General features: G+C 68.9%; 12 protein-coding genes and 1 pseudogene. 7 read left to right on the forward strand and 6 right to left on the reverse strand.

Annotation, left to right across the window (positions count from 1 at the left end; translation table 11 throughout):
• Nucleotides 1-677, forward strand: a 677-nt coding sequence (locus KD1_RS09725) for a ComEA family DNA-binding protein (protein ID WP_245627348.1), incomplete at its 5' end; no start/stop codon positions are given.
• A complete protein-coding gene (locus KD1_RS09730; protein ID WP_245627349.1) occupies nucleotides 674-3,169 on the forward strand; it encodes a ComEC/Rec2 family competence protein in 2,496 nt (831 codons plus the stop codon). The genes KD1_RS09725 and KD1_RS09730, both read left to right, overlap by 4 nt.
• Here the strand turns inward: KD1_RS09730 and KD1_RS09735 are convergent.
• On the reverse strand, nucleotides 3,081-4,049 hold the full coding sequence (locus KD1_RS09735) for a LysR family transcriptional regulator (protein WP_068401172.1): 969 nt from the start codon (nucleotides 4,047-4,049) through the stop codon (nucleotides 3,081-3,083). The genes KD1_RS09730 and KD1_RS09735 overlap by 89 nt on opposite strands.
• Nucleotides 4,050-4,092: 43 nt before the next feature.
• Between KD1_RS09735 and KD1_RS09740 the strand changes: the two genes are divergently transcribed.
• Nucleotides 4,093-4,938, forward strand: coding sequence for an NAD-dependent protein deacetylase (locus KD1_RS09740; protein WP_068401175.1), 846 nt, complete (start codon nucleotides 4,093-4,095; stop codon nucleotides 4,936-4,938).
• Nucleotides 4,939-4,970: 32 nt separating this feature from the next.
• Here the strand turns inward: KD1_RS09740 and lexA are convergent, their stop codons facing one another.
• Nucleotides 4,971-5,777: a transcriptional repressor LexA gene (lexA, locus tag KD1_RS09745; RefSeq protein WP_068401177.1), complete on the reverse strand. Its 807-nt coding sequence runs from the start codon at nucleotides 5,775-5,777 to the stop codon at nucleotides 4,971-4,973.
• A gap of 225 nt (nucleotides 5,778-6,002) precedes the next feature.
• Here lexA and KD1_RS09750 point away from each other — a divergent pair, with 225 nt between their 5' ends.
• From KD1_RS09750 to KD1_RS09760, 3 genes are all read left to right on the forward strand, one after another.
• A complete protein-coding gene (locus KD1_RS09750; RefSeq protein ID WP_068401208.1) occupies nucleotides 6,003-6,374 on the forward strand; it encodes a LysM peptidoglycan-binding domain-containing protein in 372 nt (123 codons plus the stop codon).
• A 373-nt stretch (nucleotides 6,375-6,747) separates the two neighbouring features.
• A complete protein-coding gene (gene nrdR / locus KD1_RS09755; protein WP_068401181.1) occupies nucleotides 6,748-7,251 on the forward strand; it encodes a transcriptional regulator NrdR in 504 nt (167 codons plus the stop codon).
• 53 nt (nucleotides 7,252-7,304) lie between these two features.
• A complete protein-coding gene (locus KD1_RS09760; RefSeq protein ID WP_068401185.1) occupies nucleotides 7,305-10,205 on the forward strand; it encodes a vitamin B12-dependent ribonucleotide reductase in 2,901 nt (966 codons plus the stop codon).
• A 101-nt stretch (nucleotides 10,206-10,306) separates the two neighbouring features.
• Here the strand turns inward: KD1_RS09760 and KD1_RS09765 are convergent, their stop codons facing one another.
• The 4 genes and pseudogenes from KD1_RS09765 to KD1_RS09785 all read right to left on the reverse strand — a co-directional run bounded on the left by KD1_RS09765 (nucleotide 10,307) and on the right by KD1_RS09785 (nucleotide 14,738).
• Nucleotides 10,307-10,891, reverse strand: coding sequence for a hypothetical protein (locus KD1_RS09765; RefSeq protein WP_068401190.1), 585 nt, complete (start codon nucleotides 10,889-10,891; stop codon nucleotides 10,307-10,309).
• 232 nt (nucleotides 10,892-11,123) lie between these two features.
• The gene (locus KD1_RS09770; RefSeq protein WP_068401193.1) at nucleotides 11,124-11,906 is read right to left on the reverse strand and encodes a hypothetical protein; all 783 of its coding nucleotides are present in this window, start codon (nucleotides 11,904-11,906) and stop codon (nucleotides 11,124-11,126) included.
• Nucleotides 11,907-12,115: 209 nt separating this feature from the next.
• Nucleotides 12,116-13,782 (reverse strand): annotated as a pseudogene (locus KD1_RS17655) (alpha/beta hydrolase).
• 5 nt (nucleotides 13,783-13,787) lie between these two features.
• Nucleotides 13,788-14,738 (reverse strand): homoserine O-succinyltransferase, encoded by a 951-nt coding sequence (locus KD1_RS09785; RefSeq protein ID WP_068401202.1) that lies wholly within the window; start codon nucleotides 14,736-14,738, stop codon nucleotides 13,788-13,790.
• Between the two features lie 179 nt (nucleotides 14,739-14,917).
• Between KD1_RS09785 and KD1_RS09790 the strand changes: the two genes are divergently transcribed.
• On the forward strand, nucleotides 14,918-15,889 hold the full coding sequence (locus KD1_RS09790) for a pirin family protein (RefSeq protein ID WP_068401205.1): 972 nt from the start codon (nucleotides 14,918-14,920) through the stop codon (nucleotides 15,887-15,889).
• Nucleotides 15,890-15,921: the final 32 nt, after the last annotated feature.

The raw sequence follows: 15,921 nt of genomic DNA on the forward strand, positions 1-15,921 counted from the left end.
GGCTTGCTCAGCGGGCCAGCGTGCCCCACGCCGCGACCGGAGCCGCGAGTCAGCGGCCCGCGAAGGCGGGCGCGGCCGGCGACGAGAGGTCGGACGCGGCCGGTGAGGTCGCGGTGTCAGGAGGTTCGCCGACGGCAGGGGTAGGCGGAAAGGGTTCCCCGGGCGAACCGGGCTCCGCCTCGCCACCGGGAGCGGCCGCGGGGGCACCTGGGGCCGGGGGCAAGGTCGTCGTGCACGTCACCGGGCAGGTGCGCAGACCCGGGATCGTCACGCTGGCCGCGACGGACCGGGTGGCCGATGCGATCGAGAAGGCCGGCGGCGTGAAGTCACCGGCCGACACGGCGGCTATCAACCTCGCCCAGGTCGTCTCCGACGGGCAGCAGATCGTCGTGCCCAAACCCGGCGTGCCGGTGGCAGCGCCGAACTCCGGGGCTTCGAACTCCGGGGGATCGGCCGGAGGATCGGATGCGGGAGGTGCCGGTGGAGCACTGGTCGACCTCAACGCCGCCGATCAGTCCATGCTCGAGGAGCTGCCGGGAATCGGCCCCGTTCTGGCCGAGCGGATCATCGAATGGCGGACCCAGCAGGGGCGGTTCACTGCGGTCGAGGAACTGCAGGAGGTCACCGGGATCGGCGAGAAGTTGTATGCACAGATCTCCCCGAAGGTGCGGGTGTGAACCATCTCGATCGGTCGATCCCGACCATCGATCTGCGTCTGCTGCTCCCGGCGGCGGTGGCGTGGGCAGTGACGGCCACGACGATCGTGTGGGCGCCGGGCGACAAGGCGCGGTTGGCCGGCATGACGGCGGCCCTCGGTCTCGTCGTGGCGGTGGCGCTCATAGCGAGCGGCTCGCGCCCCAGATGTCGGTCGGTGGCGGTATGGACGGCCGCGACGGCGCTCCTGACCGTGCTGACGGTGTCGGCGTCGGCGGCGCAGGGAGCCAGCCGAATGGCCGGTCCGGTTGGGGACCTGACCGAGGCTCGCGCGAGCGTCGGCATCGAGGCGACGGTCCTGGCCGAGCCCATCCTGCGCACCGTTCCGAAGCGCGGCACGCGGATGGCCATCGTGCGCGTTCGCATCGACCAGGTCACCGGCCGCGGTCAGACCACCACCGTGCGCACCCCGGTGCTCGTGTTCGCGGACGAGTCCTGGGCGGCGCTCCACTGGCGCGACCGCATCCAGGCCCGTGGGCGGTTGGGGCCGCTGACCGATCCCGGCGAATTCCTGGCCGCGCTGCGCGCACATGGCGAGGCGACGCTCATCGGTGAGCCCGACCCGGCGCGGGCGGCCGCTGAACATATGCGGTCCGGGCTGCGGGCAGCCGTCGGTGGGCTGCCGCCCGACGCCCAGGGCCTCGTGCCGGGATTGGTCATCGGTGACACCTCGCTCACTCCGCCCGACCTGACCGAGGCGATGTTGGCCACCGGCATGTCGCACCTGTCGGCGGTGTCGGGCTCGAACGTCTCGCTCGTCCTCGTCTGGGCCATCGGACTGGCCCGCCTGTTCGGCCTCCCGCGACGGGTGCGGCCCTGGTTCGCGCTCGCCCTGTTGGCCTGGTTCGTCGTGCTGGCACGGCCGGAGCCCAGTGTCATCCGGGCGGCGACGATGGGCGCGATCGGCGTCATCGGGCTCAGTGCGTCCCGCCGCGGCGCCGGCGCACCGGTGCTGGCCGCGGCCATCGTGCTGCTCCTCGTGTATGACCCGTGGTTGAGCCGTTCGTATGGGTTCGCGCTGTCGTCCCTGGCGACGCTGGGGCTCCTGCTCTTCGTGCGGCCATGGGGAGAGGCGGTCAATACGGCGATCCGACGGGTCGTGCCACAGGTGGGGGAGCGGCTGACCTGGGTCGGCCCGGCGCTCGCCATCCCGGTGGCGGCCCACCTGACGACGGCTCCGGTCGTGGTCCTGCTCCAGGGATCGGTGAGCCTCATCAGCATCGCCGCGAACCTCGTGGCCGCGCCGTTCGTCGCTCCAGCCACCATCGGCGGCCTGGCCACGGCCATGGTCGCGTTGCTGAACCATCGCGCGTCGACGTGGGTGGCGTGGGTCCCCGGCGTGCCGGCCTGGGCGATCGGTCGGGTGGCCCGGATTGCGGAGTCGGTGCCGGGTGGGACGTTGCCGTGGCCGGACGGTCCCCCGGGAGCGTGGCTGCTGGCTGGCCTGACCGTGCTGGGGGTGCTGATGGCGCCGTGGGTGGGACACCGGGTGGGCCGTGGGGCGGCCCGGCGCCCGGTGGCGGTAAGTGCCGTGGCCGGGGTGACCGCCGCCGCGGGGCTGGTCCACGTCGTCGCGCCGCTGCCGTCGGAATGGCCGCCGCCGGGGTGGCGCGTGGTCGTCTGCGACGTCGGTCAGGGCGATGCGATCGTCGTCGCGACCGGCCCCGGCCGCGCCCTGCTCGTCGACGCCGGCCCGGACCCGGAGCTCATCGACGGTTGCCTGCGCAGACTGCACGTCACCCGCCTCGATGCCCTGGTGCTGACCCACTTCCACGACGACCACGTCCGCGGCCTGACCGGAGCGCTGGCGAACCGGGAGGTCGGACCGGTGTTCATGACGCCGGAGCAGGAGCCGGCCTGGTCGGCGGAGCAGACGCATCGCGAGCTGGCCGAGCGTGGGCTGGTCGCCGAGGTGCTCACGGTCGGCTCGACCCTGACGGTCGGGGAGGCGACCGCGCAGGTCTGGTGGCCGGCGCAGCGGATCACCTCCGGGTCGATCCCGAACAACAACAGCCTCGTCCTGGCCGTGGAGTCCGGCGGGGCGCGGGCTCTGCTCACGGCCGACGTCGAGCGCGAAGCCGCGCGGATGATCCTGACGAGACTGCGCCGCGACCCGGCCCTGGCCGCCTCGGCGGGCACGTTCGACCTGCTCAAGACGCCCCATCACGGCTCCGCGAACTACGACCCAGACTTCCTGGCGACGGTGGCGGCACCCGCGGCGGTCATCAGCGTCGGGCGCGACAACGAGTTCGGGCACCCGGCCGATGAACATGTCTCGTTTCTGGAAAGTGTGGGGTCGAGTACCACCCGTACGGACGAGAACGGTGATGTGGCTCTGGTGGCCACCCCGCAGGGGACGGAGATCGTCACGTCGCGGGGACGGGCTGCTCCGTCTCGTTCGAGTCCGGGTCGGACTCGTCGATGCGCCACCCGGCGTCGGCGGCGGCATCGATGAGGGCCGCTATGGCCGCCTTGACTGCCGGCACCCGCTCCAGGTCGGGGGTGGACACGACGTGGATGGACCGGGTCGACTCCTGCTTCGTCGCCACCGGCACGACATTCGGGTTGGACGCCTCGCGCAGGATGAGATCCGGCAGCAACGCCACGCCCAAGCCCTGTGAGACGAAGCCCAGTACGGCGGTGTAGTCCTCGGTCTCGAAGGCGACGTCGGGGGAGAACCCGGCTTTGTGGGCCATCTGAACCAGGTGCCCGCGACACTTCGGACAGCCGGCGATCCACGGGTCCTCCGCGAGGTCCTTGAGGTCCACGACGTCGGTCGTGGCCAGGGGGTGCGTCGGCGGGAGCGCCACCTTCATGTCCTCGTCCATAAGCTTGTACACCACGAGGCCATCGAGTTCCTCCTCGCGCGTCGGCGGCATCCCGGCGTAGCTGAAGGCGACCACGACGTCACAGTCACCGTTGCGCAGTGCCGTGATCGACTCCCGCGGCTCGGCCTCGACGAAGGAAACCTGGACACCGGGGTGGCGCTCGCGCAACTTGACCAGCGCCCGCGGCACGAGGGAGGCCGACGAACTGGGGAAGGCCATGAGGCGGACGCGCCCAGCACGCAGCCCGGCGATCGCGGAGACCTCGTCCTCGGCGGCCTCGATCGCGCTGAGCACGGACTCGGCGTACCTCGCCAGAACCTGTCCCGCCTCGGTCAACCGCACCGACCGCCCGGCCTTCTCGACCAGGGCCGTGCCGGTGCGCTGTTCAAGGCGCCGGACCATCTGTGAAACGGCAGGCTGAGTCAGACCAAGGACTGCCGCCGCGGCCGTGAAACTGCCTTCGTCGGAGATGGCCTTGATCACCCGAAGGGCTCCCGAATCGATCATCGGTCTCAGTTTACCCGGGCGTGTCGTCCCGCATAATGACGTGGTGATTGAGGAGATCGCCACACTGCTCCGTCGAGCGCCCGCGCTGGTGCTCAGCGGCGCCGGAATCTCCACGGATTCGGGCATTCCCGACTACCGCGGTCCGGACGGCACCCGGCGTGTCCGCCCGATGGAGTACGGCGAGTTCGTCCGCGATCCGGCTGCCCGACAGCGGTACTGGGCCCGCGCCTACGTTGGGTGGAAGCGATTCCATCAGGCCGCCCCGAACTCCGGTCATCGCGCCGTGACCGCGCTGCAGCAGGCGGGGGCGGTGGGGCACGTCATCACGCAGAACGTGGACGGATTGCATCAGCGGGCCGGGACCGACCACGTCACCGAGTTGCACGGCACCCTGACCCGGGTTGTCTGCCTGACCTGCGGGGACCGCACCGACCGGGCCACGCTCGATGACCGGATGGCGGCGGCGAACCCCGACTATGCGGTCGAGACCGACGAGATCCGCCCCGATGGCGATGTGGCGCTCGAGGCGCTGGACGTCGAGCGCTTCACCGCTCCCACGTGTCTGTCCTGTGGAGCCGACACCCTCAAGCCCGACGTCGTGTTCTTCGGGGAGAGCGTGCCGCGGGACCGGGTGGCGCACTGCTTCGCCCTGACCGACGACGCTCCGGCACTGTTGGTGATCGGGTCGTCGTTGCAGGTCATGTCCGGGCTGCGGTTCGTCAAGCGGGCGGCGGCGCGGCAGATCCCCGTCGTCGTCATCACGCGTGGGCCGACCCGCGGCGACGACCTCGTCACGCATCGCATCGATGGTGAGTTGGCCATGCACCTACCGCGCCTGGCCGACCTCGTGACGGCGCCGCCTCGCCCAACCCGGTTGCACCAGGTCTGAGGAGGCGGCGCCGAACCGATCGACGTCGGGCGTCAGATGCGTCGCAGGACGGCCGTGACCTTGCCCAGGATGGTCGCGTGGGTGCCGTCGATCGGCATGTACTCGATGTTGTGCGGCAGGAGCCAGACACGCCCGTCGATCCGCTTGAACGTCTTGACGGTCGCCTCGTCGTTGAGCATCGCGGCGACGATGTCGCCGTTCTCGGCGGTCGCCTGCTGTCGCACGACGACCCAGTCGCCGTCGCAGATCGCCGCGTCGATCATCGAGTCGCCGCTGACCTTGAGCAGGAAGAGTTGCCCCTCGCCGACGATCTGGCGCGGGAGCGGGAAGACGTCCTCGACGCTCTCCTCCGCCGTGATGGGCACGCCGGCGGCGATCCGGCCGAGAACGGGCACGTAGGTGGCGGCCGGCTGGTGGTCACCGATGCCGGTCAGGTCGATCTCGACATCGGCGTCGGTGGGGGAGGCTCCGCCGCGGTAACCGCGAATGTCGGTCGGTGCGTCAGACGAGGCGCGCCCAGCCGAGGCGTGCCCCCGGTACCCGGGGTCCTTGCTGGGGGTGTCGGGAGAGATCACCTCGATGGCGCGCGGCCGGTTGGGGTCGCGGCGCAGGTACCCCTTGCGCTCGAGGGAGGACAGTTGATGGGCGACCGAGCTCGGTGAGGTCAGGCCCACCTGCTCGCCGATCTCGCGCAGGCTCGGCGGGTAGCCACGACGGTCGACGGAGTTGCGGATCACATCGAGCACCTTCTGCTGGCGCACGGTCAACTGCCCGTCACCGCGATCGCGCTCCGGCAGGTGCCTGACGTTGTCCTCGTGACCTTCTCGGTACCGACCCATGCTCGACCCTCCACTCCGCCCTTGCGGGCTGCCCTCCGACGCCGTTGTGGAACGCCGATCCCCAAACGTTGTCGGTGGCTCCTGATGTGCTCTCTCCATGGACATCCTATGGGGCGTCGCCGCAGATATCAAACATCTGTTCGAGACCCCCCTTGCCATGGATCGAACAGGCGTGCTAGACATGATGTCGAACAGAGTTTCGACCCGGATCGAATGGAGATCGTGATGAGTGCAGTGGCGTGGGACCTGGACACCGCGACGCCGACGGCGCGCCGCCCGCATCTGCGACTGGTGCCCGAACTCGGTGCGCCGGCTTCGGCGCCGGTTGTTCGCCTCACGCGGCGCGGCCGACTGCTGCGTGCTGCGCTGGTGGCCGTGGTGATGGCCGCGTTGGCTCTGGGCCTCGTCGCATACGTCGGTGGGTCCGCCACGGCGCAGCAGCAGATCACCGTCGAGCCGGGTCAGACGCTGTCGGAGATCGCGGCGGTGCAGCTGCCCGACGCGTCGATCGCCGATGGCGTGGTGCGCCTGCAGGTGGCCAACAACCTCACCAGTGCCCAGGTGACGGCCGGGCAGCGCCTGGTCATCCCGCGCTGAGGTGAGGTGACCGCCACGGCCGTCGGGGCCGAGGCGGCGACGTTCTCCCGGGCTCCTCGACCCGGCCCGGGCCTCGGCGGCGCCGGCCACCCCTCCTCGGTGGTCGGCGTCGCTCTGTGTTGAGCGGGTGTGTCGTGCGGTGTGTCAGACAGCGTGTCGGGTGTGTCGGGCCGCTGACCTGCACGAATGAATTGGAGCGGCTGGAGCGTTGCATCGGTAGTGGCAATGTTGTCTAATCGTCACTACATCTAGTGGTTACACAGATGTAGTTCATCCACATCTAGTACACAGGGCGAGCGGGTTTTCCCCACCTTGTCCCCAGCTTCACCCACCGATTCATCCACAGGCACCGCCTTGAGAGGAGCCGAGCGTCATGCACTGTCCCTTCTGTCGCCACACTGACTCCCGGGTCATCGACTCGCGTGCGACCGACGACGGCAGCGCCATCCGCCGCCGTCGGCAGTGCCCCGAGTGCGGCCGTCGTTTCACCACCGTCGAGACCGCCAGCCTGACGGTCGTCAAGCGGTCGGGAGCGACGGAGCCCTTCAGTCGCAACAAGGTCCTGGTCGGGGTGCGCAAGGCGTGCCAAGGGCGACCGGTGACCGAGGATCAGCTTGCTCGGCTGGCACAGCGGGTCGAGGAGTCGATCCGCGCACAGGGGCATGCCGAGATCGAGGCGCACGAGGTGGGCATGGCCATTCTCGGGCCGCTGCGCGAGCTCGACGTCGTGGCCTACCTGCGGTTTGCATCCGTCTACCAGGCCTTCGACACGCTGGAGGACTTCGAGGGCGCCATCGCCCTTCTTCGGGTTGAGGAGGCGCCGACCCCATCGGGTGCCGATGAGGCGAACCCCTCAGCGACCACTGCGAACACCTAGAACACCGCCACAACCTCGAACACATCCAACCTCACCAGGGAGAGGACCCGGGCATGACCGAAACCGCGAAGCGCTCCACCCGAAAGCCGGCGCGCAAGGGCATCCGCATCGAACGCATCCACACCACTGCGGGCGTCCACCCGTACGACGAGGTGACGTGGGAGAAGCGCGACGTCGTCCAGACCAACTGGAAGACCGGCGAGACGATCTTCGAGCAGCGCGACGTCGAGTTCCCCGACTTCTGGTCGGTCAACGCCTCGACGATCGTCACCACGAAGTACTTCCGTGGCGCGGTCGGCACGCCGCAGCGCGAGGCCGGTCTGAAGCAGCTCATCGATCGCGTCGTCCTGACCTACACCCAGGCCGGCAAGGAGCACGGCTACTTCGCCTCTGATGACGACGCGGAGATCTTCGAGCACGAGCTGACGTACGCGCTGCTCCACCAGATCTTCGCGTTCAACTCCCCGGTGTGGTTCAACGTCGGCACCAAGAGCCCGCAGCAGGTCAGCGCCTGCTTCATCCTCTCGGTCGACGACTCCATGGACTCGATCCTCAACTGGTACAAGGAAGAGGGGTTCATCTTCAAGGGCGGCTCGGGCGCGGGCCTGAACCTCTCGCGCATCCGCTCGTCCAAGGAACTCCTCTCCTCCGGTGGCACCGCCTCCGGCCCGGTCTCCTTCATGCGCGGCGCCGACGCCTCCGCCGGCACGATCAAGTCCGGTGGCGCGACCCGCCGCGCGGCCAAGATGGTCGTCCTCGACGTCGACCACCCCGACATCGAGGAGTTCGTCGAGACCAAGGCGCGCGAGGAGGACAAGATCCGCGCGCTGCGCGACGCCGGCTTCGACATGGACCTCGGCGGCAAGGACATCGTCTCGGTCCAGTACCAGAACGCCAACAACTCGGTGCGCGTCACCGATGAGTTCATGCACGCCGTCGAGGAGGGCACGAACTTCGGTCTGCGTGCCCGCATGACCGGTGAGGTCATCGAGGAGATCGACGCCCGCAACCTCTGGCAGAAGATCGCCAAGGCCGCATGGGAGTGCGCCGACCCCGGTGTGCAGTACGACGACACCATCAACGACTGGCACACCAACCCCGAGACGGGCCGCATCACCGCGTCCAACCCGTGCTCGGAGTACATGTCGCTGGACAACTCCTCGTGCAACCTCGCGTCGCTGAACCTCCTGAAGTTCCTGCGTGAGGACGGCACGTTCGACGTCGAGACCTACGAGAAGGTCACCGAGCTGGTCTTCACCGCCATGGACATCTCGATCTGCTTCGCGGACTTCCCGACCGAGGCGATCGGCCAGACGACCCGCGACTACCGCCAGCTCGGCATCGGGTACGCCAACCTCGGCGCGCTGCTCATGGCCACCGGCCACGGCTACGACTCCGAGGGCGGCCGCTCCCTGGCCGCCGCGCTGACCTCCCTCATGACCGGAGCGGCGTACCGTCGCTCGGCCGAACTCGCCGGGGTCGTCGGCACGTACAACGGGTACGCCCGCAACGCCGACGCCCACAAGCGCGTCATGCGCAAGCACCAGGCCGCGAACGACTCGATCCGCACCCTCGACTCGATGGATGCCGCGATCCACGACGCCGCGACCGCCGCGTGGGCCGACGTCGTCGCGATCGGTGAGAAGAACGGGTTCCGCAACGCGCAGGCCTCGCTGCTCGCGCCGACCGGCACGATCGGCTTCATGATGGACTGCGACACCACCGGCATCGAGCCGGACTTCTCGCTGGTCAAGTTCAAGAAGCTCGTCGGTGGTGGCTCCATGCAGATCGTCAACCTGACGATCCCGCGGGCACTGCGCACGCTCGGTTACGCCGAGGAGACCATCGAGGCGATCGTCGAGTACATCGCCGACAAGGGGCACGTCGTCGACGCTCCGGGTCTCAAGCCGGAGCACTACGAGGTCTTCGACACCGCCATGGGCCAGCGCGCCATCTCGGGCATGGGCCACGTGCGGATGATGGCCGCGGTGCAGCCGTTCCTCTCCGGTGCCATCTCCAAGACGGTCAACCTGCCCGAGACCGCCACGGTCGAGGACATCGCCGACGTCTACATGCAGGGCTGGAAGCTCGGCCTGAAGGCGCTGGCCGTCTACCGCGACAACTGCAAGGTGGGCCAGCCGCTGTCCGACGGTGGGTCCACCGCCACGGACAAGAAGGCCTCCGACGCGGCTGCGGCCGAGGTCAAGGTCGAGAAGGTCGTCGAGTACCGCCCGGTGCGCACGCGACTGCCGAAGCGTCGCACCTCGCAGACCACCTCGTTCGCCGTCGGCGGTGCCGAGGGCTACCTCACCGCCGGCACGTACCCGGAGGGTCAGCTCGGCGAGATCTTCCTCAAGTTCGGCAAGCAGGGTTCGACCCTGGCCGGTGTCATGGACGCCTTCTCGATCGCGGTCTCGATCGGTCTGCAGTACGGCGTGCCGTTGGAGACCTTCGTCGAGAAGTTCACCAACCTGCGCTTCGAGCCGGCCGGTCTGACCGACGACCCGGATGTGCGTATGGCGCAGTCGATCATGGACTACGTCTTCCGCCGCCTGGCGCTGGACTACCTCGACTTCGACACCCGCAGCTTCATGGGCATCCACACCGCCGACGAGCGGGCCCGTCAGCTCGAGACCGGTTCGTACGCGCCGGTCGGTGACGCCGAGGACGAGGACCTCGCCGACGAGCTGGCGACCTACAGCCAGTCGGCGGCGACCACGCCCAAGGCCGAGCCGAAGCCGGAGCCGAAGCCCGTGGTCATCGACCACACCGGCAGCGGCGCAGCGTCGGCCCGGAAGGTGGACGCAGAGATCCACTCCAGCGCCGAGCTCATGGAGCGCTTCCAGGGCGCCACGGCCGACGCGCCGATGTGCCTGACCTGTGGGACGAAGATGCGCCCGGCCGGCTCCTGCTACGTCTGCGAGGGCTGCGGCTCCACCTCCGGCTGCAGCTGATCGCCAGGTCGGTGTGACGGAACGGCCACTGGCCCCGGGAGATCCCGGGGCCAGTGGCCGTTCCGTCACACCTGCAGAGGGCGCCCGCCCGCGGTCGCCGCTCAGACGCCGAGGACCACCGGCAGTGTCGTGCGCACCTCCGTGACGCGGTCCGAGAGCACGCCGTCGGCCGTGATCGTCACGTCGTGGCGCTGCAGCACATCCTGCTCGACCCGCCAGACGACCACCTTCCAGCCGTTGCCCGCGGGCGTGGCCTTCGGCGGCGCGATGTCCTTGCCGTCCTTGGCCTCGACCTCGTCGCGCACGTTTTTCTGATCGGCGTTCATGGTCTTCAGCCACCGAATGTCGCGCGTCGAGTCGACCTGGTACGACAGGGTGGACATGACCCGGCCGAGCTCGAGGAACTCACTGGCGCGCTTCGCGGCCGCGGCGGCGGTCGTCGGTGCGCTGCTCGCGAAGAGCGTCGAGACGTTGTCCGGGTTGCCGCTGAGCACGAGCGCCCTGTCGCCCTTGTCCAGCGCCACGATCAGCCGCTGCGGGTGCCCACCGCCGGAGCTGCGCAGGTCGTAGACCGTCCACTCGTCGGTGCCGGCTACCGGCATCTTCGAGGCGGTCGCGCCTTCGCTGCGGGCCAGCACCCCGCCGAACGTGCCGGCGTCGAGAGCGGTGCGCAGTCGGTCGATCACGGGGTCTCCTGAGGCTGGTTGGGACGAGGTCGAGGTACTCGAGCTCGTGGTCGTCGTCCCACCTGAGCTGGTATTCGCATCGCTGGCGCTGCCGCAGCCGGTGAGCAGCACGGCACCGAGCGCGATCCCGGCCACGGCGGTCACGCGAACACGCGTGCTGAGTTTCTGAATCATCGACTACCCCCTGGGTGGTTCTGGCGTGCCTGCGAGAAGAGTGTCACGGTGTCGGCCATCAGTGGTGGGTGTCCCAGAAGCTGCCGTAGTACTCCTCGTACGTCTGACCGGTCGTCGAGGTCACGACTTCTCCGTTGGTGAACATCTGGCGGATCCGGGCCCGACCGGCGTTGTCTCCGGCGGTTTGGGCCTCCGCATGACTGGCGCCGTTCGCCCGAGCCTGCTGGTAGGCGTTCTGATAGGCGCTGTCGTAGTTCTCCTCGGCCTGGGACACCTTCACGTTCGGGTTGTTTGCGCGGTACTCCTTGGCCGCCTGCACTTCAAGCCACACCGACTCGGTCTCCTGGTCGACCAGGGAGTTCACGTAGGTCTCTCGTGAGTCCGTGGTGACGTTGGGGTTCTTCCCGTTCTTGTCGTAATAGGCGTGGTTGGCCTCGTGGATGATCGTCGATGGATCGACGTAGCCCTTGCCCAGCACGATGGTGCCGCCGGAGTACCACGCGCCCTGGGCGTTGGGATCGACGATGACCACGATGCCGTTGTCGTGCAGCCACTGCAGAATGCGACGTCCGCGTTCCGTCGACGCGAGTTCCTTGGCGACGTCGGAGTTGGGGTCGAGGCCCGGTGGGTACTGGACGTTCGCGCCGGGGTCCTCGCCCTCGGCGCCCATGCCCCCGGCCTGGAACGGCGTGTTCTCGTTCTCCTCACCGCCCCCGGGTGCAGCCGTGCCGCAGTCGGTCTGAAGCACCTTGCAGACATTGTCGGCGAACGTCGTGCCGAACCCGGCGCTGCCCGCGCCGATGATGACCGCGACGGCGACCAGCGCCGCCGCGATGATCATCGCGATGTATTCCAGCGTCCCCTGACCACGGTCCCGCCGGGTCGGCCAACATCTGTGTCTCATCACCACTCCAATCCGTTCCCCCGGAACGTCACGTTCATGCTCACAGGGGGAGGGATGCCGGCGGATGAGCCTCTGGGCCCGAGAATGTCTGGGCCCCATCGTGGGTCCGGGCCCAGGGCGGAGCGTCGTTCGGCCGGGCCGATGCGCTACGGCAGGGAGTTGCGAATGGCCGCGGTGATCTGGGCGATCCGGTCGGAATGGGTGTTGAGCACCTGATTCCAGGCCGGCACCATCTCGTCCTCGTAGACATGGCCGTGCCCGGAAAGGGTGTCGGTGCTGACCACCATGTCCCCGACGAGCTGCCAGAAGGTCACGACCGGCACCCACCGGAGCCGCGGATTCACGTCGTGGCCGGCCTGTTCGGCGATCCACTTCGGTTCGGAGAAGACCACCGACGGGTTCCACCAGACGATGGGATCGGAGGGGTGCTGCAGGTACACGACCCGCGGGAACTCCCACCCGCCGTACACCCGGCCGTAGACATCACGCCGCAGATCATCCGGCTGTGACATGAACCGGATCTGCCGGCCGCTGTCGATGACCGGCGCGACCTCGGGCGAAGCCCGGTGCCGTGACGCCGTCACCTGCTGCCACAGGGGAGTGAAGCTGGGCCCGCCGATCCACACCGCGCCGTCGACCCGCGTCAGCATGTCCTGCGGGCTCGAGAAGGCCGCCTGACCACCGAACGCGCCGAGCGATTCTCCGGAGACGTAGAGCTTCGGCCGCTCACCGGCGGGGCGCTGGGCGATCATCGACTCGACGCGGGTCAGCAGTTCACGACCGACGCGCTGCGGGGTGTTCCAGTCGGCCACGAAGGCCACGGCGCTGGGCAGGTAGGAGTACTGCATCCGATCGTGGCGCTGTCACCGCCGGTCAGGTACTCGATCGCCGCGACGTTGTACTCATCGATCCACCCGTTGCCCGTCGTGGTGATGAGCACGACGACGTCGCGGTCCAGCGCTCCGGTGCGTTCCATCTCGGTGGCGACGATGTCGAGGGCGTCGTCGAGCCCGTCGGTGTCATCCAGCCCGGCGTACACCCGCACCGGATCGACCGCCGGAACGCCGGTGGCTGCCGTGATGTCGGCGGCCGACGGGCCGCGGGAGACGAACTGCCGACCGAAATGTCCCAGCTGGTCCCACGACTGGGTGGCCGTGGGCGACCCCGAGCGGAACGGCGACGTCGGCGCGACCAGACCCTCGGGAGTGGTGTCGTTCAACGCCGCTCCGGAGCGGGCGAACGCCTCGAGCGTGCCGCGCCACAGCACCGAGTTCGTGCCCCAGACGAGCAGCCCGACGACGAGCACGAACGCCAGGACATAGGCCACGACCCGGGGGAGCACCCGATCGAGCCATCGCCCGAGCAGCACCACCAACGCCACCAGACCACGACCGGCGAGCACGAACAGCACGGCCAGCACGACGGCCAGCGCCATGGACTTCGCGTGTTCCCGGGCGGTGTTGGGCGGCATGCCCACCATCTCGGCGGTCCAGCGATGCCACCGCAGCGTGACCCACCAGGCCACGGGCACCGCGACGATGGCGCCGAGAACGACGATCCGCCGCGCCCACACCGCAGTGGTCGGGGCGACGACGACCCGCACCCCCAACCGCCCCAGCAGCCACGGGACGAACCTGGCCAACACCGCTCCGATCGCATACCCGAGCGACCCGGTCACACCCCCGACCACCGCCTGGACCAACCAACCTCGGGGGATGAGCGCCGGCCCGAAGGAGGACAGCAGCGCGGCCAGCCCCACCAGCACCCCGAAGCGCGACGGCTGCCACAGCAGCTCGCGCACTCCGAGGCGCATGGGGCTCAGTCCTCGACGGTCGGCGGGACCGTGATGGCGGTCGGAATCTGCTCGAGCTGGAACGGGGTGCGCTGGTAGACGTAGTAGTTCAACCAGTTCGCGTAGAGCAGGAACGCGTGTGCCCGCCACGTCGGTCGCGGCACGGCGGCCGGATCGTCGTTGGGGAAGTAGTGCTTCGGCATCACCGCACCGGGCCCCTTGGCCAGGTCGCGCTGGTACTCCGCCCGCAGGGTCTCACCGTCGTACTCGGGGTGGCCGGTGACGAAGAGGAACCGCATGTCGGTGCTGGCCGCCAGGTATGCCCCGGCCTCCTCCGAGAACGCCAGCAACTCGATGCCCTCGGTCGCCTCGATGATGTCCGGGTCGTTGCCTGTGTAGCGCGAGTGCGGCGCGGGGAAGTGGCGGTCGAAACCGGAGACGATCTTCGCCTTGGGGTTGATCAGGCGGTGGTCGAAGACCCCGGTCAGCTTCGAGGGCAGCTCGAACTTCGGGATGCCGTAGTGGCGGTACATGGCCGCCTGGGCGCCCCAACAGATGTGCAGCGTCGAGAAGACGTTGGTCGCCGACCAGTCCATCACCTCGCACAACTCGTCCCAGTAGGTGACCTCCTCGAACTCGAGGAGCTCGATCGGCGCTCCGGTGATGATCATGCCGTCGAAGGTCTGGTCACGGACCTCGTCGAACGTCGTGTAAAACGCCTCGAGGTGCTCACGCGGGGTGTTGCGCGACTCGTGGGAGGCCATGTGCATGAACGTCACCTGCAGCTGCAGGGGAGTGTTGCCGAGCAGGCGCAGCAGTTGCGTCTCGGTGTCGATCTTGGTCGGCATGAGGTTGACGATGAGGATGCGCAGCGGGCGGATGTCCTGGTGCGTGGCGCGTTCGTCGGACATGACGAAGACGTTCTCCGACATCAGCGTCCTGCGGGCGGGCAGGTCGTGAGGGATGTTCACCGGCATGGGTGCCTCCTGTCGTCGACGTCGTCGCCCCGGGTGTGGGCGCACAAGCCTCCATTGTCCTCACCGGGGGAGCGAAACCCAACTCGGGGCGACGGAGCTCCGCTATTTAGTTGAAAATCGAACTTGTTGGTGTCATGCTGGTCAGGTACCGATTGCCACCGACGATGAAGGAGAACGACATGCCTGCCGTGACCGCAGACACCCTGACGTTGCCGCGCCTCGACGCCCCGGAGCCGACGGAGACCGAGCGCCGCGTCATCGGCGTGGCCACCGCGCCCGGCGGGTTCGAGGGTGAGGGGTTCCCGGTGCGCCGCGCCTTCGCCGGCGTCTCCGCGCAGGCCCTGGACCCGTTCATCCACATGGACCAGATGGGTGAGGTCGAATACCAACCCGGAGAAGCGCGTGGTACCGATTGGCACCCGCACCGCGGTTTCGAGACGGTCACCTACATCATGGACGGCCGCTTCCAGCACCAGGATTCGCACGGTGGCGGCGGCATGATCACCGACGGCGCGACGCAGTGGATGACCGCGGGGTCGGGTGTGTTGCACATCGAGACGCCGCCCGCCGAGCTCGTCGACAGCGGCGGCCTGTTCCACGGCATCCAGCTGTGGGTCAACCTGCCCGCGGTCGACAAGTTCCTCACGCCCAAGTACCAGAACCTCGAGGGCGGCCACGTCACGCTCGTGTCGTCAGCCGATGCCGGCGCGCTCGTGCGCATCATCGCCGGCGAGATCGGTGGTCACGCCGGGCCCGGATCGACGTACACGCCGATCACGATGTCGCACACGACGATCCAACCGGGGCACTCGGTGTCCCTGCCCTGGCGCGAGGACTTCAACGGCCTGGTCTATGTGCTCGCCGGACGAGGCTCCGTCGGGACCGAGGGCGCTGCGGTGCACAAGGGCCAGTTGGCCGTCACCGGCGCCGGGCAGCGGCTGACGATCACTGCCGACGAGAGCCAGGACAGCCACGAGCCGACCCTGGAGGTGCTCGTGCTCGGCGGTCAGCCGATCCGTGAGCCGGTCGTGCAGTACGGGCCGTTCGTCATGAACACCCGTGAGGAGATCCAGCAGGCCATGCACGACTTCCAGTCCGGGCGGTTCGGCAACGTTCCGGCCGATGGGCTGCGCCCGTACCACGGTCGCTGATGTAACCCCGCCGCGCCCCGCCCCCACCCCGC

It is taken from the genome of Kribbia dieselivorans NBRC 106261 (genome assembly GCF_001552435.1).
Taxonomy (GTDB): Bacteria; Actinomycetota; Actinomycetes; order Actinomycetales; family Dermatophilaceae; genus Kribbia; species Kribbia dieselivorans.

Excerpts from the sequence above, each read along its gene's own strand:
- KD1_RS09760 (WP_068401185.1), top strand. The coding sequence starts at position 7,305 with ATGACCGAAACCGCGAAGCGCTCCACCCGAAAGCCGGCGCGCAAGGGC.
- nrdR (WP_068401181.1), top strand. The coding sequence starts at position 6,748 with ATGCACTGTCCCTTCTGTCGCCACACTGACTCCCGGGTCATCGACTCG.
- KD1_RS09785 (WP_068401202.1), bottom strand. The coding sequence starts at position 14,738 with ATGCCGGTGAACATCCCTCACGACCTGCCCGCCCGCAGGACGCTGATG.
- KD1_RS09770 (WP_068401193.1), bottom strand. The coding sequence starts at position 11,906 with ATGATCATCGCGGCGGCGCTGGTCGCCGTCGCGGTCATCATCGGCGCG.
- KD1_RS09750 (WP_068401208.1), top strand. The coding sequence starts at position 6,003 with ATGAGTGCAGTGGCGTGGGACCTGGACACCGCGACGCCGACGGCGCGC.
- KD1_RS09790 (WP_068401205.1), top strand. The coding sequence starts at position 14,918 with ATGCCTGCCGTGACCGCAGACACCCTGACGTTGCCGCGCCTCGACGCC.
- lexA (WP_068401177.1), bottom strand. The coding sequence starts at position 5,777 with ATGGGTCGGTACCGAGAAGGTCACGAGGACAACGTCAGGCACCTGCCG.
- KD1_RS09735 (WP_068401172.1), bottom strand. The coding sequence starts at position 4,049 with ATGATCGATTCGGGAGCCCTTCGGGTGATCAAGGCCATCTCCGACGAA.